We start from the raw sequence: 21,936 nt of genomic DNA on the forward strand, positions 1-21,936 counted from the left end.
ATTCGCCCCCATACAGAGACAACCCCATGATCCGCAAACTCATCCGCTCGCTGGCCCTCGCGCTGGCACTTCCCCTGGCCTTTGCCACGGCTGCACAGGCGCAGTCCTACCCCGCCAAGCCCATCCGCATGATCGTGCCCTTCCCGCCCGGAGGCGGCACCGACATCCTGGCGCGCCTCGTGGCCCAGAAGCTCACCGAGGCGAACCACTGGACCGTGGTGCCTGACAACCGCGCAGGTGCCGGCGGCACCATCGGCATTGCCGAGGCCGCGCGCGCCGCGCCCACGGGCTACGACATCGTGATGGGCCAGAAGGACAACATGGTCGTCGCGCCCTGGCTCTACAAGAACCTGAGCTACAACCCGGTGAAGGACCTGACCGCCGTAGCCCACGTGGCCTACACGCCGGTGGTGATCGTCACGCAGGCCAACTCGAAGTTCAAGACGCTGAACGACGTGGTCACGGCTGCGCGCGCCGCGCCCGACACGGTCACCTACGGCTCGCCAGGCAACGGCACCACCATCCACCTGGCCGGCGAGATCTTCAACGGCGCCGCCAAGATCAAGATGCGCCACGTGCCCTACAAGGGCTCCAACGCGGCCATGATGGACGTGCTCGCTGGCAACGTCGACCTGATGGTGTCGTCGGTGCCCTCGGCCATGGCCCAGATCAAGGCCGGCAAGCTGCGCCCGCTGGCGGTCACCTCCGCCAAGCGCAGCACCTCGCTGCCCGACACGCCCACCGTGGCCGAGCTGGGCTACAAGGACTTCGACGTGAGCACCTGGTACGGCGTCTTCGTGCCGGCCGGCACGCCCAAGGACGTCGTCGCCACGCTGAATGCAGCGATCAACAAGCTACTGGCCACGCCCGAAATGAAGGCGGCCATCATTGCCCAGGGCGCAGAGCCGCAAAGCATGACGCCGGAGCAGTTCGGCGCGCTGCTGAAGACCGACTACGAGAAGTGGAAGGGGATCGTGCAAGCCTCGGGCGCGACGATCGAATAGCCCTTCTCGCCACTTCCCCCTTTGGGGGAAGGTGGGGATTGGGGGTTGACGGCGCCGAACATGCCATGAGCGATGGATGCGCCGCTTGCCCCCACCCCTGCCCTCCCCCCGGAAGGGGGAGAAATACCGGGCTCAGTCCGGCGTGAACTTCCTGTTGAAGATTTCCACGTCCGCCGCGTCCTCGAACGTCGCCACCTGCCCCATCTTCCCGTCGCTCATCCTGCAGGCCGAGAACAGGCTGTAGCGGCCCTTGAAGTAGAACTCATCCATCACGATCAGCGCGTACGGATACGGCACGAAGACCTGATGCTCGAAGACGATGCGATGCACGTTCCTCGGCGACGGGAAGAGCTTGTAGTCGTTGGCGTCGATCGACTTGGCGGTGGCCATGGTGTGCTCGCTCGCTTCTTCTGCGTTCAGGCCGGATCGCGCACATCGGCCACGGGGTTGTTGCCGAAGTCTTCGCGCGCCAGGTAGTTGAGCACCTTGGCCGCCGCGGTGGCGGGGCTGTCGAGCCGGCCGTCCTCCTTCATGCTCACGAAGCGCGTGCGGTCCGGAAACTTCTCGGCCGATGCGCCGCGCAGCTGCACCTGCATGTCGGTGTCGACGATGCCAGGCGCCAGCGAGACGATGCGCGCACCGTTCGGTGCATTCGCTTCTTCCAGCGCCACGGCGCGCGAGAAATGGTCCATGCCGGCCTTGGACGCGCAGTAAGGCGCCTGGCTGCCCATGGCGTTGCGGCCCAGGCCCGACGAGATGTTCAGCACCTTGCGTGCACCACGCCATTCGCGCGTCGCGCCCAGGAACGCGGCCGTCAGCAGCATCGGCGCTTCGAGGCCGATGCGCAGGGCCAGCGACAGCTCGGCCTCGACGGCGCTGGACAGCGGCGCGGGGTTGCCGACGGTGCCGGCGTTGTTGATGAGCGTGACGCTGTCGAAGCGTTGCGCGTCAATGGTCTTGAGCCAAGCCGACACGCGGGCTGCCGCGGCGACCGGGTCGGACAGGTCCTGCTCCCATTGCACGAGTTCGGCGCCGGCGGCCTTGGCTACCTCAGCAAGCGCCGGATCCTGCTTGCGCGAGATGCCCAGCACCGTGTGGCCGGCCTGCAGCAGCTGTTCGGCCATGGCACGGCCCAGGCCACGCGAGGCGCCGGTGATAAGGGTGAGGCGGGAAGCGGTCATCGGAAGCTCTTTCTTGAACGAAGGCGGGGAGGTTAAGCGGTATCGAGAGGCCCTGGTGCTCAACCGGTACGGAACTGCTTGCGCAGGAAGTTGCGGTGGCGGGCGATGTGCTGCAGCTGCGCGGGCGCGATGGTGCCGTCGAGGTCGACCTCGTCTGCGCCGTTGAGTACCGCATTGGCATTGGCCATGGCACGCGCGACGACTTCTTCCTCGCTCACGCCGAGCTGCGCCGCAAGGTCGAGCGCCACGCGTCGCATCGCGCGCTGCGAGAGCATCCACATCGCGCCGAAGCGGTCCCACGCGAGCGCGGCCTCTTCGGACTTCTCGCGGTCGGCCAGAATTTCGCTGAGCGGCTTGGCCAGTATTTCGTTGAGCGCATCGAGCTTCTCGTTCAACGCCTCGTTGCGTTCGATGGCCTCCTGCAGCGTCGGGTCGGCGTCCTCGGCCTTCGTCTTCGGCGCCTCTGACGGCGAGATGAAGGCGGCTTCCGCGTTCGCGGGCACCACCTGGAGCTGGTCTTTGAGGGTCATGTGTTTTCCGTTTCCGCCGAGGCGTTCTTCTTGTTCGACATCGCGGTCGCGCGCAAGCCCGGCAGGTCGAGCACGCGCAGCCCACCGTACTCCACGCGGATCAGGCCCTGTGCCGAGAGGCCGTTCAGCGCCTCGTTCACGCGCTGGCGCGAGAGGCCGACCAGGTAGGCCAGCTCCTGCTGCGTGATGCGCAGCACCTCGCCTACGCCCGGGTACAGCACCGGATTGAACAGCGACACCAGGTTGCGTGCCACGCGCGCGTCAGGGTTGTTGAGCCGGTCGATCTCCAGCGCCGCGATGAACTGGCCCAGCCGCTCATTCAGCTGGTTCATCACGAAGCGGTTGAAGCCGATGGAGTGGTCGAGCAGCCAGTGGAAGCTTTCGATCGGCAGCCCCGCCACCAGGCTGCGCCGCAGCGCCTGGATGTTGTAGCGGTAGGGCTCGCGCTTCATCACCGTGCCTTCGCCGAACCAGCCGCCTGGCGGCACGCCGGTGTAGGTGACCGAGCCGCCGTCGGCGTTGTCGTTGCTCATCTTGAGCAACCCCTCGACCACGCCGAACCAGTAGGTGGGCGAGCGCCCGACGCGGCACACCAGGTCGCCGGGCTCGGCCTCGCCCACAACCAGCGCGGCTTCGGCGCGGCGGCGCTCGGCGGGCGTGAGCGTGGGCAGCCAGGGGATGCCTTCGAGTTCCGCGGCATTGGCGGGACGCACGCGATCCTTGATCGAACCGCCGAGCACGTTGTGGTTGAGATTGCCGTGAGGCATCGGGAAACTCCGGGGAGTAGTGTCCCTAGGATTGTCGTTGGAATGACAACCGGGCGTCAAAGTGAGACCTACGATCCGCCCACTGTGCAAACAACCGCCCCCACCTTCCCCCGTCTGCTGCTCGCGCATGCCGAGGCCCAACCCGAGGCGCCCGCCGTGCGCGAGAAGGACCTCGGCATCTGGCAAACCTGGACCTGGAACGCCGTGGCGCAGGAAGTGCGCGAAATGGCCTGCGGCCTCGCGAGCCTCGGCTTCAAGGCCTTCGACAACCTCGCCATCGTCGGCGCCAACCGGCCACACCTCTACATGGCGGTGATCGCCGCGCAAAGCCTGCGCGGCGTGCCGGTGCCGCTGTACCAGGACGCGGTGGCGAGTGAAATGGTCTTCATGCTGCAGGACGCGGCCGTGGAGTTCGTGGTCGTCGAAGACCAGGAGCAGGTCGACAAGCTGCTCGAGTGCCGCGAGTTGCAAAAAGACCAGCAGCACGGCATCCGCCACATCATCTACGACGACCCCAAGGGCCTGCGCCACTACGACCAGCCGGGGCTGATGAGCTACGAACAGCTGCGCGCGCTGGGTCGCGAATTCGACAAGGCCAACCTGGGCTACTACGACCGCGCCGTGGCCGGCGGCGAAGCCACCGACGTGGGCGTGATCCTCTACACCTCGGGCACCACCGGGCGCCCCAAGGGCGTGTGCCAGACGCATGCGAGTTTCATCGCAGCGGGTCGCGGCGGCGTGGAGACCGACAGGCTCGGCCCCGGCGACAACATCATGAGCTACCTGCCGATGGCGTGGGTGGGCGACCACCTGTTCTCGGTGGCGCAGTGGCTGGTGGGCGGCTTCACGCTCAACTGCCCCGAGTCGGCCGAGACGGTGATGAACGACATGCGCGAGATCGGCCCGAGCTACTACTTCGGCCCGCCGCGCACCTTCGAAGGCTTGCTCACTGCAGTGTCGATCCGCATGGAAGACGCGGCGGCGCCCAAGCGCTGGCTGTACGCGAAGTTCATGGCCCTGGCACAGCGCGTGGGCGCGGACATCCTCAACGGCGCGCCCGTGGGCACCGGCGACCGGTTCATGTACAGCCTGGGCAACCTGCTGATCTATGGGCCGCTGCGCAACGTGCTGGGCATGAGCCGCATCCGCGTGGCCTATACGGCCGGTGCCGCCATCGGGCCCGACCTGTTCCGCTTCTACCGCTCCATCGGCGTGAACCTCAAGCAGTTCTACGGCCAGACCGAGACCTGCGCCTACGTGTGCCTGCAGCAGGACGGCAAGGTCAAGCTGCAGACCGTGGGCACGGCCGCGCCGGGCATCGAGCTGAAGATCGCCGAGGACGGCGAGGTGCTGGTGCGCGGCGTGTCGGTGCTCAAGGAGTACTACAAGCGCCCCGACGCCACCGCCGAGGTGCTCGATGCCAACGGCTACTTCCACACCGGCGACGCGGGCGTGCTCGACAGCGAGGGCCACCTGCGCATCATCGACCGCGCCAAGGACGTGGGCCGGCTCGTGGGCGGCGCGATCTTCGCGCCCAACTACATCGAGAACAAGCTCAAGTTCTTCCCGCAGATCAAGGAAGCCGTGTGCTTCGGCAACGGCCGCGACGAAGTGTGCGCCGCCATCAACATCGACTACGAGGCCGTCGGCAACTGGGCCGAGCGCCGCGGGCTGGCGTACGGCGGCTACGTCGACCTGGCCGGCAAGCCCGAGGTTCTGGCGCTGGTGGCCGACTGCATCGCCAAGGTGAATGCCGACCTTGCAAGCGAGGACGGCATGGGCGAGACGCAGATCGCGCGCTTCCTGGTGCTGCACAAGGAGCTCGATCCCGACGACGACGAGCTGACCCGCACGCGCAAGGTGCGCCGCGGCTTCATCGCCGAGAAATACGCGGTGCTGGTCAGTGCGCTCTACGGCGGCAAGACCGAGCAGTTCATCGAGACGCAGGTCAAGTTCGAGGACGGACGCACGGGCTCGGTGAGTGCCACGCTGAAGATCGTCGACGCGAAGCGCTTTCCACTGGTCAAGGCGGCCGCATGAACGCGCACAACCACACCGAGGCCTCCATGCTTGCAACAACGACCCGAGGCGGCCGCAAGGACGGCGAGGTCATCCTCGACGTGCAGAACATCTCGCTGAGCTTCGGCGGCGTGAAGGCGCTGACGGACATCAGCTTCAACGTGCGCGAGCACGAGGTGCGCGCCATCATCGGGCCGAACGGCGCGGGCAAGAGCTCGATGCTGAACTGCATCAACGGCGTGTACTGGCCGCAGCAGGGCTCCATCACCTTCCGGGGCCAGACCTTCAAGCACATGAACTCGCGCCAGGTGGCCGAGATGGGCGTGGCGCGCACCTTCCAGAACCTGGCGCTGTTCAAGGGCATGAGCGTGCTCGACAACATCATGACGGGGCGCAACCTCAAGATGAAGAGCGGCCTGTTCGCGCAGGCGCTGCGCTGGGGCCCGGCCGAGCGCGAAGAGCTCGCGCACCGCGAGTTCGTCGAGCACATCATCGACTTCCTGGAAATCCAGGCGCACCGCAAGACGCCGGTCGGCCGCCTGCCCTACGGCCTGCAGAAGCGCGTCGACCTCGGCCGCGCGCTCGCGATGGAGCCGCAGGTGCTGCTGCTGGACGAGCCGATGGCGGGCATGAACGTGGAGGAGAAGCAGGACATGAGCCGCTTCATCCTCGACGTGAACGACGAGTTCGGCGCGACCATCGTGCTCATCGAGCACGACATGGGCGTGGTGATGGACATCTCCGACCGCGTGGTGGTGCTGGACTACGGCAAGAAGATCGGCGACGGCACGCCGGATGAAGTGCGCAACAACGAAGACGTGATCCGCGCCTACCTCGGCGTCGAGCACTGATCACGAAAGAACACGATGGGCTTTTTTCTTGAAACCCTCTTCGGCGGCCTCATGGTCGGCATGCTCTATTCGCTGATCGCCATCGGCTTCGTGCTGATCTACAAGGCCTCGGGCGTCTTCAACTTCGCACAAGGCGCGATGGTGCTGTTCGCGGCGCTGGCCATGGCACGCTTCTCCGAGTGGTTCCCGCTGTGGTTCGGCTTCCAGAACCAGATCCTTGCGAACATCCTGGCATTCGTTGCCGCGATGGCGGTGATGGTCTTGGTGGCCTGGCTGATCGAGCGGCTCGCGCTCAGCAAGCTGGTGAACCAGGAAGGCATCACGCTGCTGATGGCCACGCTGGGCATCGCCTACTTCCTCGACGGCGTGGGCCAGACGATCTTCGGCAACGACATCTACAAGATCGATGTGGGCATGCCCAAGGAGCCGCTGATGGTGCTCGAAGGCACCTTCCAGGGCGGGCTGCTGCTGAGCCAGGAAGACCTGATCGCCGCGCTGGTGGCGGCAGGGCTCGTGGTGGTGCTGGCGATCTTCTTCCAGAAGACGGCCACGGGCCGCGCCCTGCGCGCGGTGGCCGACGACCACCAGGCCGCGCAGTCGATCGGCATCCCGCTCAAGCGCATCTGGGTGATCGTGTGGTCGGTGGCCGGCTTCTCGGCACTGGTGGCCGGGATCATCTGGGGCTCCAAGCTGGGCGTGCAGTTCTCGCTCTCGCTGGTGGCGCTGAAGGCGCTGCCGGTGGTGATCCTCGGCGGGCTCACATCGATTCCGGGCGCCATCATCGGCGGCCTGCTGATCGGCGTGGGCGAGAAGTTGTCCGAAATCTATCTCGGCCCCATGCTTGGTGGCGGCATCGAGATCTGGTTTGCTTATGTGCTGGCACTGGTCTTCTTGCTGGTTCGCCCGCAAGGCCTGTTCGGCGAAAAAATCATCGATCGGGTCTGAGCAATGTTCTATAGAGAAAACGGCCAGTTCAAGTCGAGCTACCGCGCCGACCAGCAGATCTTCCCGATCGCGCAGGACCGCCTCGCGATCCTCGTGCTGCTGCTCGTGGCTTTCGTCGTGGTGCCGATCGGCGTGTCCGACTACTGGATGCGCGCCATCCTCACGCCCTTCCTCATTCTTTCGCTCGCGGCCCTGGGCCTCAACATCCTCGTGGGCTACTGCGGGCAGATCTCGCTGGGCACCGGTGCCTTCATGGCGGTGGGCGCGTACGCGGCCTACAACTTCCAGGTGCGCATCGACGGCATGCCGCTCATTGCCTCGCTGCTGCTGGGCGGCCTGTGCGCGACGGTGATCGGTGTGCTGTTCGGCATTCCGAGCCTGCGCATCAAGGGCCTGTACCTTGCAGTCGCCACGCTGGCCGCGCAGTTCTTCACCGACTGGGCGTTCCTGCGCATCCAGTGGTTCACCAACAATTCGTCCTCGGGTTCGGTGAGCGTGGCGGGACTCAACGTGTTCGGCGTGCCCATCGAGTCGCCGGTGCAGAAGTACCTGTTCTGCCTGATCTTCGTGGCGGTGTTCGCGCTGCTTGCAAAGAACCTGGTGCGCAGCGCCATCGGCCGCGAGTGGATGGCGATGCGCGACATGGACGTGGCCGCCGCCGTGATCGGCATCCGACCGGTGTACGCCAAGCTCACGGCCTTCGCGGTGAGCAGCTTCATCGTCGGCGTGGCCGGCGCGCTGTGGGGCTTCGTGCACCTGGGTGCGTGGGAGCCGGCGGCGTTCAGCATCGACCGCTCGTTCCAGCTGCTGTTCATGGTGATCATCGGCGGGCTCGGCTCGATCATGGGCAGCTTCTTCGGCGCCGCATTCATCGTGCTGCTGCCGCTCTTTCTGAACCAGCTGCCGGGGTGGCTGGGCTTCTCGATCTCCACCGCGCTGGCCTCGCACCTGGAGACCATGATCTTCGGTGCGCTGATCGTGTTCTTCCTGATCGTGGAGCCGCACGGGCTGGCGCGCTTGTGGTCCACGGCCAAGGAGAAATTGCGGCTCTGGCCCTTCCCCCACTGAATTCCCGTTCGTACGTAAAAACCGGCACCGAGGTGCCCACATAAGGAGACAGGCATGAAACTGAAATCGCTCGCTCTGACCGCCGCCCTGGTGGCCAGCACCCTCGGCGCCCTGCTGGCGCCCTCGCTCGCGCAGGCACAGGCCAAGGAACAGTTCTTCCCGCTGCTGGTGTACCGCACCGGCCCCTATGCGCCCAACGGCACGCCCTGGGCCAACGGCAAGCAGGACTACATCAAGTACATCAATGCCACCGGCGGCATCAACGGCGTGAAGATCGCGTACGAAGAGTGCGAGACCGGCTACGCCACCGACAAGGGCGTGGAGTGCTACGAGCGCCTGAAGGGCCACCCCGGCGTGGCGTTGTTCGACCCGCAGGCCACCGGCATCACCTTCGCGCTGACCGACAAGGTGCCGACCGACAAGATTCCGCTGATCACGCTGGGCTACGGCCTCTCGGCCTCGCAGGACGGCGGCGTCTTCAAGTGGAACTTCCCGCTGATGGGCTCCTACTGGACCGCGGCCGACATCCTGATCCAGCACATCGGGAAGAAGGAAGGCGGCATGGACAAGCTCAAGGGCAAGAAGATCACCCTCGTGTACCACGACTCGCCGTTCGGCAAGGAACCGATTCCGCTGCTGCAGGAGCGCGCGAAGCAGAACGGCTTCGAGCTCTCGCTGATCCCGGTGACCGCACCCGGCGTGGAGCAGAAGTCGGCCTGGCTGCAGGTACGCCAGCAGCGGCCCGACTATGTGCTGCTGTGGGGTTGGGGCGTGATGAACTCCACCGCGCTCAAGGAGGCCGTGGCCACGGGCTACCCGCGCGAGAAGATGTACGGCGTGTGGTGGGCCGGCGCGGAACCCGACGTGAAGGACGTGGGCGCCAACGCCAAGGGCTACAACGCGCTCGCGCTCAACACCTCGGGCACGCAACCCAAGGTGATCCAGGACATCCTGAAGCAGGTGCATGACAAGGGCCAGGGCACGGGGCCGAAGGAAGAAGTGGGCTCGGTGCTCTACACGCGCGGCGTGATCATCCAGATGCTCGGCATCGAGGCCGTGCGGCGCGCGCAAGAGCGCTTCGGCAAGGGCAAGGTCATGACCGGCGAGCAGGTGCGCTGGGGCATGGAGAACCTCGCGCTCGACCAGAAGAAGCTCGACGCGCTGGGCTTCTCGGGCGTGATGCGCCCGGTGAGCACCTCGTGCCAGGACCACATGGGCTCGACCTGGGCGCGCGTGCACACCTGGGACGGTGCCAAGTGGGGCGGCATGTCCGACTGGTACGAGGCCGACAGCCAGATCATCAAGCCGATGGTGAAGGCCGCCGCCGACAAGTACGCAGGCGAGAAGAAGCTGACGCGCCGCGAAGCGGCGGACTGCAGCTCCTGACGCGCAGCTGATCCGTGGCGGCTCGCGAGAGCCGTCATTCGAAAGAGCAGCGTCGTCGTTGTTCTTTCGAATGCTTCGGACCACACCATGAGCGAACCCAACATCCTTCTCAACGTCAACGGCATCGAGGTCATCTACAACCACGTGATCCTCGTGCTCAAGGGCGTGTCGCTGACCGTGCCCGATGGCGGCATCGTGGCGCTGCTCGGCGGCAACGGCGCGGGCAAGACGACCACGCTGCGCGCGGTGAGCAACCTGCTCGCGGGCGAACGCGGCGCCGTCACCAAGGGCACCATCGAGCTGCGCGGCGAGCGCATCGAGGCGCTGTCGCCGGCCGAGCTTGTGAAGCGCGGGCTGATCCAGGTGATGGAAGGCCGCCACTGCTTCGCGCACCTGACGATCGAAGAGAACCTGATGACCGGCGCCTACACGCGCACCGATGGCAAGGCCGCGGTGCAGCAGACGCTGGAGAAGGTCTACGCGTACTTCCCGCGCCTGAAGACGCGGCGCACTTCGCAGGCGGCCTACACCTCGGGCGGCGAGCAGCAGATGTGCGCCATCGGCCGCGCGCTGATGGCCAATCCGAGCATGGTGCTGCTCGACGAACCCTCGATGGGCCTGGCGCCGCAGATCGTCGAAGAGGTGTTCGAGATCGTGAAGGACCTCAACGCCAAGGAGCGCGTGACCTTCCTGCTGGCCGAGCAGAACACCAACATGGCGCTGCGCTATGCCGACTACGGCTACATCCTGGAGAACGGCCGCATCGTGATGGACGGCGCGGCGCAGAGCCTGCGCGAGAACGAGGACGTGAAGGAGTTCTACCTCGGCGTTGGCGGTGCGGACCGCAAGAGCTTCCGCGATGTGAAGAGCTACAAGCGGCGCAAGAGGTGGTTGGCTTGACAGATGTGCGTGGTTCTTCGGGGCGCGCTCACGCCGACGGCGTGCTTCTTTTCTCGAATGTCCCCCGCCCTTCGGGCTCCTCCTTTATTTCGCGAAAAGAAGCCCACCGCCGACGTGATCGTTCAGAGCAGTCGTTGAGGAGCCCGAAGTGCGGGGGACATTCGCGGAGGGGAGTACCCGGCGGCCTGTGCACGCGCCCCGCACAACCCCAGCGTAGTTGGAAAACCGAATTGAAAGACAAAGGGGACGGACATGACCGACCACTACGACAAGCTTGAAATCCGCGACCCCGCCGAACGCGAGCGCGACCTTCTGGCCGCATTGCCGAAGCAGATCGCGCAAGCGCAGACCGCCGCACCGGCGTTCGCGAAGATCCTCGACGGCGTCAAGCCCGCCGACATCACCACGCGCGAAGCCCTCGCCAAACTGCCTGTCACGCGCAAATCCGAACTGCTCGAGCTGCAGAAGGCACGCCGCGCGGACGATCCGTTCGGTGGCTTTGCCTCCATCGTGCGCGGGCCTCGCATGCTGCGCATCTTCGCGAGCCCCGGCACCATCTACGAACCCGAGGGCGAGGCCCGCGACTACTGGCGCACCGCGCGCGCGCTGCATGCGGCGGGCTTTCGCGCCGGCGAACTCATCCACAACAGCTTCAGCTACCACATGACGCCCGCGGGCTCCATCATGGAAAGCGGCGCGCGCGCCATCGGCTGCACCGTGTTCGCGGGCGGCACCGGCCAGACCGAACAGCAGCTCGAGGCCATCGCCGACCTGAAGCCCGAAGGCTATGCGGGCACGCCGAGCTTCCTGAAGATCCTGCTTGAGAAAGCTGCGGAGAAGGACATGAAGCTGCCCTCGCTCACCAAGGCGCTGGTGTCGGGCGAAGCCTTTCCGCCGAGCCTGCACGACTGGATTGCCGCGCATGGCGTGAAGGGCACGCAGTGCTACGCCACGGCAGACCTCGGTCTCATCGCCTACGAAACCAGCGCGCGCGAAGGCCTGGTGATCGACGAAGGCGTGCTGGTCGAGATCGTGCGCCCCGGCACCGGCGATCCCGTGCCCGACGGCGAGGTCGGCGAGATCGTCGTCACCAGCTTCAACCCCGACTACCCGCTCGTGCGCTTCGGCACCGGCGACCTCTCGGCCGTGCTCGCGGGCACCTGCCCCACCGGCCGCACCAACAAGCGCATCAAGGGCTGGCTCGGCCGCGCCGACCAGACCACGAAGGTGCGCGGCATGTTCGTGCATCCCTCGCAGGTGGCCGAGATCGTGCGGCGCTTTCCCGAGGCGCGGCGCGCGCGGCTTGTGGTGTCGGGCGAGATGGGCGACGACAAGATGACGTTGACGCTCGAATGCGCGGGCGCCGTGCCCATAGGGTTTCAGGCCCGCGTGGGCGATGCGATTCGCGAAGTGACCAAGCTACGCGGCGAAGTGGTCGTCGTGGGCGCAGGCGAACTGCCCAACGACGGCAAGGTGATCGACGACGTGCGCAGCTACAAGTAGCGGCGGTACAGCCCGCGCGTGGTGGCGCGCATCAGCACCACCACGAGCACCGAATAGGCCAGCACGAGCGCCAGGGCGAAGCCGATGAGCCCGCCCGCGGAGTCATGGCCGCGCGCCCACATCGACAGTACCAGCCACGCCAGCGCGATGGCGATGCAGCTCGCCTGCACCAGCACGAAGGCCAGCACCGCCGCCGCCACGGCCCTGAAAGGGCGCACACGCACCAGCCCGGCGCTGGCGCCGAGCCACCCGCCCCACAACGCGAGCGCGAAGGCCACCAGCGGCGGCACCATCCAGGCGAGCAGCAGCTCGAGCCCCTCCATGCCGCTCGCCACGGAAGTCCAGCGGCTCACGACCACACCGCTCCACATCTGCAGCGACGCGAACAGCGAGGCACCCACCAACGCCACGGCGCGACGTGGCGATGAGCCGATGGCTTCGTCGTCTTGCATGGCAGAGGGTGCGGCACGGCCTGCCCTCAGCGCGAACCAGGCTGCAACCCACACACCGAGCACGAGCACGATCAGCTGGACAACGGACTGCAGGAACATGAACGCGGCCATCGCAGTGCGCATGGAATCCGGGCCAAAGAAGTCCTGCAGGCGGCCGCCCGGCATGAAGAGCAGTTGCACTTCGTAGAGCAGCGGGCTCAGCGCGTAGAAGTTCAGCACCAGCACCACCGCGTATGCCGCGCCATAGCGGCTGCGGAGATGGGACAGCTGCGCCACGCTGTCCACGCCGCGCTTTTCGAGCGCGTTGCGCCCATGGCTCCAGGCCAGCGCCGCTGCCAGCAACCAGGCCATGCCGACGCTGAACACCATTGGAATCCACACGCCCGGAAGGGCATAGGTGCTGCGCAGCTGCTCGCTGTCAGGCGAGTCGGGCCAGAGCAGCATGACCATGTTGACCGCCAGCATCGCGGCACCGATGGCCACGGTGACGAGCGCGAGATCGCGCGGCAGTCGCCGCGCACGTGCGTGAGAAGGGGTTGCCGTCATTGGAATACTTTCGCCTTGCAGGGCGCATGCCGCTGCATGCGAAGAGAGCAAGGGTATCGGATGACGGCGCGTGTGCGGTGCAGGTTCAGTGCACGAATGCGCCACGCGGCCAGCCGCGTCGGTCAATGAAGCTCAGGCTCGTGCGCCAGCTCGAAGAGCTTCGTCATCTCGCGGTTGAATGCCGGCAGGTCGTCGGGCTTGCGGCTCGTCACGAGCGCCTGATCGACCACGACATCCTTGTCGCTCCACTTCGCTCCGGCGTTCTTCAGGTCGGTGCGCAGCGAAGGCCACGAGGTCATCTTGCGTCCCTTGACGCCGCCCGCCTCGATGAGCGTCCACGGCCCATGGCAGATCGCCGCGATGGGCTTGCCCGCTTCGACGAAGGCGCGCACGAACGCCACGGCCTTCTCGTCGATGCGCAGCGCGTCGGGGTTCATGACGCCACCGGGCAGCAGCAGCGCGTCGAAGTCACCTGCGTCGGCGCGCTTCAGCGGCACGTCGACCGCAAAACTGTCGGCAGGCTCATGGTGGTGCCAGCCGCGCACGGTGCCGGCGAGCGGCGAGACGATCTGCGTCTGCGCACCGGCACCGTCGAGCACCTTGCGCGGCTCGGTCATCTCGACCTGCTCGAAGCCGTCCGACACGAGGATGGCGACCTTCATTCCGTCGAGGGAAGAGGAGGTGATGGGCATGAGTGAATCTCCTTCGGGGTTGCTGCATAAAAAAAGCAATGAAGATTCACCCTAGGCCACGCCCACCTCGCCCGCATCGTCCTGCGCCGGATCCGCCTGTCGGACAGTTCGACAGGCGGCAAACTCCTCTTACGAGCCGCAGGATTTGTTTGCCCGATTCCGCAGGGCAGACATATTTCACCCGAAGGAATCGTCGAGCCCGGGCGCCCTCGGCCCCCGGGCCGCCTCTAAGGGCTATCCGGTATAGGTCAGGCTGTGGTCAGCCTTTAAGATCGCGGCCTTTTTATCCCCCTCCCGGAGACGTCATGAAGAAACTGTTCGCCCTCGCGGCGATTGCCGCCGCAGCCGCCGGTGTCCACGCCCAGGATTTCCCTGCGGGCAAGACCGTCACGCTGGTGGTGCCTTTCGCGGCCGGCGGCCCGACCGACCGTGTCGCACGCGACCTGGCGGAAGCCATGCAGAAGACGCTCGGCACCACCATCGTGGTGGACAACACCGCGGGCGCGGGCAGCTCCATCGGCACCGCCAAGGTAGCGCGCGCCGCGCCCGATGGCTACACGCTGCTGCTGAACCACATCGGCATGTCGACGATGCCGGCGCTCTACCGCAAGCTGCCCTTCAACGTCGAGAACGACTTCGAGTACCTCGGCATGGTCAACGAAGTGCCGATGACGCTGATCGGCAAGCCCGGCCTGCCCGCCAACAACTACAAGGAACTGACGGCCTGGATCGCCGCCAACAAGGGCAAGATCAACCTCGGCAACGCCGGCCTGGGCGCCGCCTCGCACCTGTGCGGCCTGCTGTTCCAGAGCGCGCTGAAGGTCGAGATGACGCCCGTGCCGTACAAGGGCACGGCCCCGGCCATCGCCGACCTGCTGGGCGGCCAGATCGACCTGCTGTGCGACCAGACGACCAACACCACCTCGCAGATCGAGGCCAAGAAGGTCAAGGCCTATGCGGTCACCACGAGCAAGCGCCTGACCACGCCGGCCCTGAAGGACCTGCCCACGCTCGACGAGTCGGGCCTCAAGGGCTTCGAGGTGACGATCTGGCACGGTGTGTATGCGCCCAAGGGCACGCCCGCGCCGGTGCTGAAGAAGCTCAACGAGGCCATCAAGGCTGCGATGAAGGACCCGGGCTTCGTCAAGCGCGAAGAGGCGCTGGGCGCGGTGATCACGACCGACAAGCGCACCGAGCCGGCCGAGCACAAGAAGTTCGTCTCGGCCGAGATCGCCAAGTGGGGCCCGATCATCAAGGCGGCTGGCGTGTACGCCGACTAGCTGTTGCTCGCCCCCCAGGCGGCGCGGCAAAGCCGGTTCCGCGGTGTTCCTGGATTTGAATTCGCAGAAGCCGCCGTACTCTTGAGGACGGCGGCTTTTTTCGTTGCGGCTACTTCGGCCGGATGGCGTCAGCCGTCCCCTGGATGAAGGCCTTGATGCTCTCGATCTCGTCGCCCGAGAGCTTGCCCGTGAAGTCAGGCATGCCGCGCGCCATGGCCGGGCCCTTCAGGATGAACTTGTCGAGGTTCTCGATGTAGGCCGCATCCATGTAGCCGAGGTTCGGAATGTTGCCGCCGCGGTCCACACCGGGCACGCCGTGGCAGAAGACGCAGTTGCTCACGTACAGCATGGTGCCGGCCTGCACTTTCGCGGGGTCGTACTTCACGCCCTGCACCAGCTTGTCCATGCGGTACTGAACGAAGTCCGGCATCTTCGCCGTGCCGCCGACCGCGAAGGTGTAGACCGTGCCGGGCCCCTGACGCTCGGTGGCACGCTGCGCGAGGCCGTACACGCCGCCCCAGCCCACCGCGACCGACACGTACTGCTTGCCGTCGACCATGTAGGTCGAGGGCGCCGCCACCACGCCGGTGCCGGTGGGCGTTTCCCACAGCTTCTCGCCCGTCTTCGCGTCGTAGGCCAGCAGGCGACCGTCGGCCGTGCCCTGGAACACGAGATTGCCCGCGGTGGTGAGGGTGCCGCCGTTCCATGGCGAAGCGTAGTCGACGCCCCACGCTTCCTTCTGCGCGACCGGGTCCCAGGCCACGAGACGGCCGAAGGGCTTGCTCTTGGGCGGCTCGGCATTGGCGAACTTGCCGAGGTTCCAGCCGAGGCCCGAGTGCGGTCGGCCCGGCACGTCCTCGTTGAACTTCCAGTCCTTGTCGTCCATCAGGTTGATCGGCACGTGCTGCGCAGGCAGGTAGGCGAAGCCGGTCTGCGGGTTGAACGACATCGGGTGCCAGTTGTGCGCGCCGAACGGCCCCGGAATGGAGTCACCGGGCTTGGTGGTGTCGCGCGCCGCGGCGATCTCGATGGGACGGCCGTTCTTGTCATAGCCCGTGGCCCAGTTCACTTCGACGAAGTTCTTCGCCGAGATGAACTTGCCGTTGGTACGGTCGATGACGAAGAAGAAGCCGTTCTTCGGCGCATGCAGCAGCACCTTGCGCGGCTTGCCGCCGAGCTTCATGTCGGCCAGGATCATCGACTGCGTGGAGGTGTAGTCCCAGTTGTCGCCCGGCGTCTCCTGGTAGTGCCACACGTACTTGCCGGTGTCGGGATTGAGCGCCACCACCGAGCCGAGGTACAGGTTGTCGCCGCCCTTGGGACTGCGCGCCTTGTGCGACCAGGGCGAGCCGTTGCCGGTGCCCACGTACATCAGGTTGAGCTCGGGGTCGAAGGCGAAGCTGTCCCACGCGGTGCCGCCACCGCCGGCTTCCCAGTACTTGCCGCTCGGGTCCCAGGTCTTGGCGGCACGCGCCATCGATTCGTCCTCGAAGGGCTTGGCCGGGTCGCCCGGCACCACGAACCAGCGCCACCTCTGGTCGCCGGTCTTCGCGTCGTAGGCGGTGACGTAGCCGCGCACGCCGTACTCGGCGCCGCCGTTGCCGATGATGACCTTGCCCTTGAACACGCGCGGCGCGCCGGTGATGGTGTAGCTGCCCTTCTGGCCCTCGATGGTGTTCTTCTCCCAGACCTTCTGGCCGGTGGCCGCGTCGAGCGCGATGAGCCGCCCGTCGTAGGCCGCCACGTAGACCTTGCCCTCGTGGATCGCCACGCCGCGGTTCACCACGTCGCAGCAGCCCCTGAAGCCCTTGGACTTGTCGACCTGTGGATCGAAGGTCCACAGCTTCTGCCCGGTACGCGTGTCGATGGCATGCACCACGCTCCACGAGGCGGTGACGTACATGATGCCGTCCACCACCAGCGGCGTGGCTTCCACGCCGCGCGTGGATTCGAGGTTGTAAGACCAGACCAGTCCCAGCTGCTTCACGTTGCCGGCGTTCACCTGGTCGAGCCTGCTGAAGCGCGACTCCGAATAGTCGAGGCCGACGCTGGGCCAGTCGGGCGTCTTCTTCTGCGCCGCGTTGGCGCGGATGAAGCTGCCGTCGACGCGCTTGGTGGCAGCGGCTGCGCGGTCCTGTGCGTTCTGGGCCGAGGCCGTGATCGATGCGCCCAGGCACAGCAAGGCGCCGGCCAGCATGAGCAGCCCGGAGTGTGTTTTTTTCATCGCAGGTCTCCTTTGTCCCTCAAGGATCGTGCGCGCGGGCTCCGGGTTCACCCCCGGGATTTCCCCAGGCCGGCGCTGTTCCATTGCGGAACACATTCAGCGCTGGTCCCGACCCCGACCCCACCCAGGGAGGCAGCGAACCCATGGCCCTCGACAGAATCGGCACGCCGGACGCGCCGCGCCAGCTCTTTGCCAACACGCCCGCACAGCGCGTGGCGCTCGCGCGGCAGCAGTTCTTCGAGGAAGGCGTGCGCCCCTCGGGCCTCGTGGGCGAGGCGGTGATCCAGTCGTGGATGCGCTGCAGCCGCACGCACACCGACCGCCAGCGCATCGTGACCTTCGACGCGGTCACGCCGAGCCGCCTGCACGCCACGCTCGCGCGCAGCCGCGAGCTGCTCGATGCGGCGCGCCAGGAACTGGCGCAGATGGAGCATGCACTCGCGGGCACCGACTGCCGCGTGATCCTCACCGACCGCGAGGGCGTGGTGGTGCACGTCACGCAGCAGCCCGCCGCCGCGCACCAGCCGGTGCTGCGCAAGACATCGCGCGTGGGCGTGAACATCTCCGAGCGCGTCGTCGGCACCACGGCGCCGGGCATCGTGGCGAGCACCGGGCAGGCCTGCGCGGTCGATGGCGCCGAGCACTATTTCGACGTGCTGGGCCACATGCAGTGCGCGGCGGCGCCGATCCGCGACGTGGCGGGGCAGCTCGCCGGCGTGCTCGACCTCACGGTGGAGGCGCGCCGCTTCGGCTTCGACGCGGCGTCGATGGTAGCGCTCCATGCCACGACGATCGAGAACCGGCTGCTGCAGGCGCAGTCGCGCGACCACCTGATCCTGCGCTTCCAGGCCAGCCCCACGCTGCTGGGCACGCCGCTCGAAGCGCTGGCGGGCGTCGCACCCGACGGCACGATCGCCTGGCTCAACAACGCGGGCGCGCGGCTGCTCGGGCGGCTGCCCGAGGCGGCGGACGAGCGCGACGTCGAATACCTGCTGGGACACGACCTCGCGAGCCTGCTGCGGCTCGGGCGGCGCGAGGCGGCGCAGCCGCTGCGGCTTGCGAGCGGGCTGGGCGTGTGGGTGCAGGCACGGCTGAAGGGCGCGGACGGCGCGGACTTCAGGCATGCGGTGGCGATGCCCGGCGAGGCGGCACCATTGGCCATCGAGCGGCAGGACGATGCGCGGATGCAGGCGCCCGAAGCCTGCGAGTGCACGAACCTTGTCGAATCCGCGTCTCCTGCGCAGGCGACGCTGCGCGAGCACAGCCGCAAGCTGATCGAGGAAACGCTCGCCGCGCATGGCGGCAATGTGTCGCAGGCGGCACGGCAGCTGCGCGTGTCGCGCGGCACGCTCTATCGGCGGCTGCACGGCTGGCGCGACAACAACGGCGCGGAAGAAGGCGCGTCGCCGGCCTGATCGATCAGGCCGCGGCGCGCGCCAGCGCACGCGCGCGGCGTGCCTTTGCGTCGGGCTGCAGCGGCCGCAGGTACTCGTGCAGCGCCAGCGCGGCCGCGCCCACTGCGGGCGCCAATGCGCCATAGCGCGCGGTGCGCAGGTCGGGCGGAGGCATGCCGGCACCGTCGGCGTGGCGCTTCACGCTCTCGAACGCTGCCTGCGCAAAGCCGCGATGGTCGGCGCAGGCCTTGCCGCCGAGCACGATCGCGCGCGGATTGAAGGTGACCCACAGGTTCTGCAGCAGCACGCCGAAGAAGGCCGCGGCGCGCTGCATGTCGGCGCCCTCGCGCTCCAGCACGCGCGAGCCGAAGAAGGCCTCGGCGCAGCCGCGGCGGCCGCACGAGCACAACGGCCCGTCGAGTTCGAGGATGGTGTGGCCGATCTCCCCGGCCATGCCCTGCGCGCCGGTGAAAAGCCGGTCGTTCAGCACCACGCCGGCGCCCACGCCCACGTCGCAGTTGACAAAAATCAGAGGGTCTTCGCCGTCCTGGCCTTCACTCGCCGCGAACTCGTACTCGCCAAGCGCGGCCGCATCGGCGTCGTTCTGCAGTTGCACGGTGACGCCGGGCAGGCCGACGGCGGCAAAGGCTTTCTCCAGCGCAGGCAGCAGGCTCACGTTGCGCCAGCCGAAGTTGGGCGCGAAGCGGACCACGCCGGTGCAGTCGTCCACCGCGCCCGGCACGCACACGCCGATGCTCGACAGGCGCAGGCCGAGCCGCTCGAGCACCACGTGCGCGGCGGCGGCCATGCGCGCGACCTGCGCGCACGCGCCGGCCGGCGAGCCGTCGGTCAGCGCACGGGTGTCGGCGTGCAGCACCTCGCCCTGCAGCGATACGCACACGAGGCGCACGGTCTCGACGGCGATCTCCACGCCCATCAGCGCGCGCACGCCGACGTTGATCTGCAGCGGCGTCGAAGGCCGGCCCATGCCGTCGGCCACCGTCGCGCCGGCCTCGCTGAGCCAACCTTCGTCGAGCAGCTCGCGCACCAGCAGGCTGACGGTCGACTTGGTGAGCCCGCTCTCGCTCGCCAGCCGCGCGCGCGACAGGCCGGGCTGCGCGCGCAGCAGCCGCAGCAGCACGCTGCGGTTCATGCGCTTCAACAGTTGCTGGTCGCCGATGGTGGTCACATCAGGAGAGCGCTGCAGTCTCGGCGTGATGGGCCTGCTCTTTGCCCTCGGGCCGCTTGCCGGCAATGATCATCCCGAGCACTTCGTCCTCGGTCACATCGGTGGTGCGGTAGGTGCCGACCAGCTTGCCGTTCTTCATCACCGCGAGGCGATCGCTCAGCGAGAACACGTCGGGCATGTCGTGCGTGATCAGGAAGATGCCCACGCCGTCGGCCTTGAGCTGCTTCACGAGCCCGCCGACCATCGCGGTTTCTTCCGGGCCGAGCGCGGCGCAGGGCTCGTCCATGATGAGGATGCGCGCATTGAAGTAGAGCGCGCGCGAGATCGCCACCACCTGCCGCTGCCCGCCCGAGAGCCGGCGCACCGGCACGCGGATATTGGTGAAGTTCCTGTTGAGGCGATGGAATACCTTGCGCGCCTGCACTTCCATGAAGTGATCGTCGAGCGTGCGCCACGGCGTCATCTTCTCGCGGCCGAGGAAGAGGTTCGACACCGAGTCGAGGTTGTCGGCCAGCGCGAGCGTCTGGTAGATGGTCTCGATGCCCTGGGCCTGCGCTTCGGCGGGCGTGCGGATGTGGACCTTCTCGCCCGCGATCAGCGTGTCGCCCGAGTCGATGGGGTAGGCGCCCGCGAGCATCTTCATCAGCGTGGACTTGCCGGCGCCGTTGTGGCCCAGCAGCGCGACCACTTCGCCCGGATAGAGGTTCACGCTCACGCCATCCACGGCCTTGACGCCGCCGAAGGCCTTGCGGATCTCGCGCAGCTCGACGAGCGGTTTTGTCTTGTCGATGTCGGCCATGTCAGTTCTCCCCGAACTTGCGGCGGTACAGAACGTCGAACACGACAGCCACGATCAGCACCTGCCCGATGATGACCATGCGCTTGCCGATCGGCACGTCGAGCAGCAGCATGCCGCTGTCGAGCGACTGCATGATCAGCGCGCCCAGCACCGAGCCGAAGATCGAGCCGCTGCCGCCCGCCAGCGCCGTGCCGCCGATCACGGCCGCGGCGATCACGTACAGCTCCATGCCCGTGCCCAGCGAATTGGTGCCCGCGTTGAGCCGCGCGATCGACACGATGGCCGCGACCGTGACCAGCACCGCCAGCAGCGCGAACAGCATCAGCGTGACGCGCTTGACCGGAATGCCCACCAGCGCCGCGGCATCGGGGTTGCCGCCCATCGCGAACACATAGCGCCCGAAGCGCGTGCGGTGCACGATGAACGACAGCACGATCGCCACCACCGCCCAGATCAGCACCGGGATCGGAATGCCCTGCGGCTCGCTCTTCGACGAGATCTGGTAGTTGTTCATGACCCACGCGAAGCCGAACACCACCGCCACCGGCACCGCGGTGATCAGCACGTCGAGCCACAGCGCCTCGGTCGGCATCTCGTAGCGCTGGCGCGCGCGGCGCTTCTGCAGCATGCGCCCGAACAGCACCAGCGCGACCAGCCCTGCGAGCACCCAGCTCGCCGTGACGCCGATGCCGCCGTCGTAGCCGCCGCCCAGCCGCTGGAAGAACTCGTCGTTCACCGGCTGCGTCTTGCCGTCGGCCACGAGGAAGGCCGCGCCGCGGAACGACATCAGCCCGCCGAGGGTGACCACGAACGAGGGCACGCCGAGCACCGCCGTGAGCCAGCCTTGATAGATCGACACGAGGAGTGCCACGGCAAGCCCCGCGAGGCAGGCCGTGGGCCACGACCAGCCCGAGGTGTATTGGAGGTACGCGATCAGCACGCCGACGAAGCCCATCACCGAGCCGACCGACAGGTCGATGTGGCGCGCGACGATGACGAGCACCATCACGGTCGAGACGATGCCGACCACGGCCGTCTGCTGCGCGACGTTGTAGAGGTTCTCGGGCGACAGGAACACGCCGCCCGACATGACGCTGAACACCACCGCCATCACGGCCAGCAGCACGCACATCAGGATCAGCCGCAGGTCGATGCCCGTGCGGCGCCACCAGCCCGGAGTTTCATTGCTCATTTTTGAAGGTGCCC

General features: G+C 67.1%; 20 protein-coding genes. 10 read left to right on the plus strand and 10 right to left on the minus strand.

The genetic code is table 11. The features are described 5' to 3' along the window. Positions 1-26: 26 nt before the first annotated feature. Complete coding sequence (locus ACEN9N_RS22930) at positions 27-1,004, plus strand: Bug family tripartite tricarboxylate transporter substrate binding protein (protein ID WP_413331710.1); 978 nt, start codon at positions 27-29, stop codon at positions 1,002-1,004. A 132-nt stretch (positions 1,005-1,136) separates the two neighbouring features. Here ACEN9N_RS22930 and ACEN9N_RS22935 read toward each other — a convergent pair whose 3' ends face one another. Genes ACEN9N_RS22935 through ACEN9N_RS22950 form a run of 4 tightly spaced genes read right to left on the minus strand, consistent with a single transcriptional unit; the run spans position 1,137 to position 3,482 of the window. After that, positions 1,137-1,394 carry a hypothetical protein gene (locus ACEN9N_RS22935; RefSeq protein ID WP_495654598.1) on the minus strand — a complete coding sequence of 86 codons (258 nt, stop codon included), beginning with the start codon at positions 1,392-1,394 and terminating at the stop codon, positions 1,137-1,139. 26 nt (positions 1,395-1,420) lie between these two features. After that, positions 1,421-2,185 carry an SDR family NAD(P)-dependent oxidoreductase gene (locus ACEN9N_RS22940; protein ID WP_495654599.1) on the minus strand — a complete coding sequence of 255 codons (765 nt, stop codon included), beginning with the start codon at positions 2,183-2,185 and terminating at the stop codon, positions 1,421-1,423. A 59-nt stretch (positions 2,186-2,244) separates the two neighbouring features. Beyond that, positions 2,245-2,715 (minus strand): hypothetical protein, encoded by a 471-nt coding sequence (locus tag ACEN9N_RS22945; protein WP_495654600.1) that lies wholly within the window; start codon positions 2,713-2,715, stop codon positions 2,245-2,247. Beyond that, a complete protein-coding gene (locus ACEN9N_RS22950; RefSeq protein WP_007830562.1) occupies positions 2,712-3,482 on the minus strand; it encodes a Crp/Fnr family transcriptional regulator in 771 nt (256 codons plus the stop codon). The genes ACEN9N_RS22945 and ACEN9N_RS22950 overlap by 4 nt, the downstream gene beginning before the upstream one ends. Before the next feature lie 42 nt (positions 3,483-3,524). Here ACEN9N_RS22950 and ACEN9N_RS22955 point away from each other — a divergent pair, with 42 nt between their 5' ends. The 7 genes from ACEN9N_RS22955 to ACEN9N_RS22985 all read left to right on the plus strand — a co-directional run bounded on the left by ACEN9N_RS22955 (position 3,525) and on the right by ACEN9N_RS22985 (position 12,154). Further along, complete coding sequence (locus ACEN9N_RS22955; protein WP_007830561.1) at positions 3,525-5,522, plus strand: AMP-binding protein; 1,998 nt, start codon at positions 3,525-3,527, stop codon at positions 5,520-5,522. After that, complete coding sequence (locus ACEN9N_RS22960) at positions 5,519-6,352, plus strand: ABC transporter ATP-binding protein (RefSeq protein WP_495654601.1); 834 nt, start codon at positions 5,519-5,521, stop codon at positions 6,350-6,352. Before ACEN9N_RS22955 ends, ACEN9N_RS22960 begins: the two co-directional genes overlap by 4 nt. 15 nt (positions 6,353-6,367) lie before the next feature. Continuing rightward, complete coding sequence (locus ACEN9N_RS22965) at positions 6,368-7,297, plus strand: branched-chain amino acid ABC transporter permease (protein ID WP_495654602.1); 930 nt, start codon at positions 6,368-6,370, stop codon at positions 7,295-7,297. Positions 7,298-7,300: 3 nt separating this feature from the next. Beyond that, entirely contained in the window at positions 7,301-8,365 is a 1,065-nt protein-coding gene (locus ACEN9N_RS22970) for a branched-chain amino acid ABC transporter permease (protein ID WP_495654603.1), read from the plus strand. Positions 8,366-8,419: 54 nt separating this feature from the next. After that, positions 8,420-9,751, plus strand: a complete 1,332-nt coding sequence (locus ACEN9N_RS22975) for an ABC transporter substrate-binding protein (protein WP_007830557.1) — start codon at positions 8,420-8,422, stop codon at positions 9,749-9,751. 87 nt (positions 9,752-9,838) lie between these two features. Then, positions 9,839-10,651, plus strand: a complete 813-nt coding sequence (locus tag ACEN9N_RS22980) for an ABC transporter ATP-binding protein (protein WP_007830556.1) — start codon at positions 9,839-9,841, stop codon at positions 10,649-10,651. A gap of 252 nt (positions 10,652-10,903) precedes the next feature. After that, complete coding sequence (locus ACEN9N_RS22985) at positions 10,904-12,154, plus strand: phenylacetate--CoA ligase family protein (protein ID WP_495654604.1); 1,251 nt, start codon at positions 10,904-10,906, stop codon at positions 12,152-12,154. On the opposite strand, the gene ACEN9N_RS22990 is transcribed toward ACEN9N_RS22985, so the two are convergent. Continuing rightward, positions 12,145-13,152: a hypothetical protein gene (locus ACEN9N_RS22990; RefSeq protein ID WP_495654605.1), complete on the minus strand. Its 1,008-nt coding sequence runs from the start codon at positions 13,150-13,152 to the stop codon at positions 12,145-12,147. The two genes, ACEN9N_RS22985 and ACEN9N_RS22990, sit on opposite strands and share 10 nt — an antisense overlap. Before the next feature lie 122 nt (positions 13,153-13,274). After that, positions 13,275-13,844 (minus strand): type 1 glutamine amidotransferase domain-containing protein, encoded by a 570-nt coding sequence (locus ACEN9N_RS22995; protein ID WP_007830552.1) that lies wholly within the window; start codon positions 13,842-13,844, stop codon positions 13,275-13,277. A 305-nt stretch (positions 13,845-14,149) separates the two neighbouring features. On the opposite strand from ACEN9N_RS22995, the gene ACEN9N_RS23000 reads away from it, so the two are divergent. Beyond that, positions 14,150-15,124 carry a tripartite tricarboxylate transporter substrate-binding protein gene (locus ACEN9N_RS23000; RefSeq protein WP_007830551.1) on the plus strand — a complete coding sequence of 325 codons (975 nt, stop codon included), beginning with the start codon at positions 14,150-14,152 and terminating at the stop codon, positions 15,122-15,124. 109 nt (positions 15,125-15,233) lie between these two features. Here ACEN9N_RS23000 and ACEN9N_RS23005 read toward each other — a convergent pair whose 3' ends face one another. Next, positions 15,234-17,348, minus strand: coding sequence for a PQQ-dependent dehydrogenase, methanol/ethanol family (locus ACEN9N_RS23005; RefSeq protein ID WP_495654606.1), 2,115 nt, complete (start codon positions 17,346-17,348; stop codon positions 15,234-15,236). A gap of 143 nt (positions 17,349-17,491) precedes the next feature. Here ACEN9N_RS23005 and ACEN9N_RS23010 point away from each other — a divergent pair, with 143 nt between their 5' ends. Next, on the plus strand, positions 17,492-18,763 hold the full coding sequence (locus tag ACEN9N_RS23010) for a helix-turn-helix domain-containing protein (protein ID WP_007830549.1): 1,272 nt from the start codon (positions 17,492-17,494) through the stop codon (positions 18,761-18,763). 4 nt (positions 18,764-18,767) lie between these two features. Here the strand turns inward: ACEN9N_RS23010 and ACEN9N_RS23015 are convergent, their stop codons facing one another. From ACEN9N_RS23015 to ACEN9N_RS23025, 3 genes are read right to left on the minus strand one after another with little or no spacing between them, the layout of a single operon-like run. Next, positions 18,768-19,931, minus strand: coding sequence for an ROK family transcriptional regulator (locus ACEN9N_RS23015; RefSeq protein ID WP_007830543.1), 1,164 nt, complete (start codon positions 19,929-19,931; stop codon positions 18,768-18,770). Position 19,932: 1 nt separating this feature from the next. Further along, the gene (locus ACEN9N_RS23020; protein ID WP_007830541.1) at positions 19,933-20,730 is read right to left on the minus strand and encodes an ATP-binding cassette domain-containing protein; all 798 of its coding nucleotides are present in this window, start codon (positions 20,728-20,730) and stop codon (positions 19,933-19,935) included. Position 20,731: 1 nt separating this feature from the next. Beyond that, entirely contained in the window at positions 20,732-21,922 is a 1,191-nt protein-coding gene (locus ACEN9N_RS23025) for a sugar ABC transporter permease (RefSeq protein WP_007830539.1), read from the minus strand. Between the last annotated feature and the right edge of the window lie 14 nt (positions 21,923-21,936).

It is taken from the genome of Variovorax sp. Varisp46 (assembly GCF_059491885.1).

Bases quoted from the DNA above. Each gene is read 5' to 3' on its own strand.
- ACEN9N_RS22930 (WP_413331710.1), top strand. From the start codon at position 27: ATGATCCGCAAACTCATCCGCTCGCTGGCCCTCGCGCTGGCACTTCCC.
- ACEN9N_RS22935 (WP_495654598.1), bottom strand. From the start codon at position 1,394: ATGGCCACCGCCAAGTCGATCGACGCCAACGACTACAAGCTCTTCCCG.
- ACEN9N_RS22940 (WP_495654599.1), bottom strand. From the start codon at position 2,185: ATGACCGCTTCCCGCCTCACCCTTATCACCGGCGCCTCGCGTGGCCTG.
- ACEN9N_RS22945 (WP_495654600.1), bottom strand. From the start codon at position 2,715: ATGACCCTCAAAGACCAGCTCCAGGTGGTGCCCGCGAACGCGGAAGCC.
- ACEN9N_RS22950 (WP_007830562.1), bottom strand. From the start codon at position 3,482: ATGCCTCACGGCAATCTCAACCACAACGTGCTCGGCGGTTCGATCAAG.
- ACEN9N_RS22955 (WP_007830561.1), top strand. From the start codon at position 3,525: ATGACAACCGGGCGTCAAAGTGAGACCTACGATCCGCCCACTGTGCAA.
- ACEN9N_RS22960 (WP_495654601.1), top strand. From the start codon at position 5,519: ATGAACGCGCACAACCACACCGAGGCCTCCATGCTTGCAACAACGACC.
- ACEN9N_RS22965 (WP_495654602.1), top strand. From the start codon at position 6,368: ATGGGCTTTTTTCTTGAAACCCTCTTCGGCGGCCTCATGGTCGGCATG.
- ACEN9N_RS22970 (WP_495654603.1), top strand. From the start codon at position 7,301: ATGTTCTATAGAGAAAACGGCCAGTTCAAGTCGAGCTACCGCGCCGAC.
- ACEN9N_RS22975 (WP_007830557.1), top strand. From the start codon at position 8,420: ATGAAACTGAAATCGCTCGCTCTGACCGCCGCCCTGGTGGCCAGCACC.
- ACEN9N_RS22980 (WP_007830556.1), top strand. From the start codon at position 9,839: ATGAGCGAACCCAACATCCTTCTCAACGTCAACGGCATCGAGGTCATC.
- ACEN9N_RS22985 (WP_495654604.1), top strand. From the start codon at position 10,904: ATGACCGACCACTACGACAAGCTTGAAATCCGCGACCCCGCCGAACGC.
- ACEN9N_RS22990 (WP_495654605.1), bottom strand. From the start codon at position 13,152: ATGACGGCAACCCCTTCTCACGCACGTGCGCGGCGACTGCCGCGCGAT.
- ACEN9N_RS22995 (WP_007830552.1), bottom strand. From the start codon at position 13,844: ATGCCCATCACCTCCTCTTCCCTCGACGGAATGAAGGTCGCCATCCTC.
- ACEN9N_RS23000 (WP_007830551.1), top strand. From the start codon at position 14,150: ATGAAGAAACTGTTCGCCCTCGCGGCGATTGCCGCCGCAGCCGCCGGT.
- ACEN9N_RS23005 (WP_495654606.1), bottom strand. From the start codon at position 17,348: ATGAAAAAAACACACTCCGGGCTGCTCATGCTGGCCGGCGCCTTGCTG.
- ACEN9N_RS23010 (WP_007830549.1), top strand. From the start codon at position 17,492: ATGGCCCTCGACAGAATCGGCACGCCGGACGCGCCGCGCCAGCTCTTT.
- ACEN9N_RS23020 (WP_007830541.1), bottom strand. From the start codon at position 20,730: ATGGCCGACATCGACAAGACAAAACCGCTCGTCGAGCTGCGCGAGATC.
- ACEN9N_RS23025 (WP_007830539.1), bottom strand. From the start codon at position 21,922: ATGAGCAATGAAACTCCGGGCTGGTGGCGCCGCACGGGCATCGACCTG.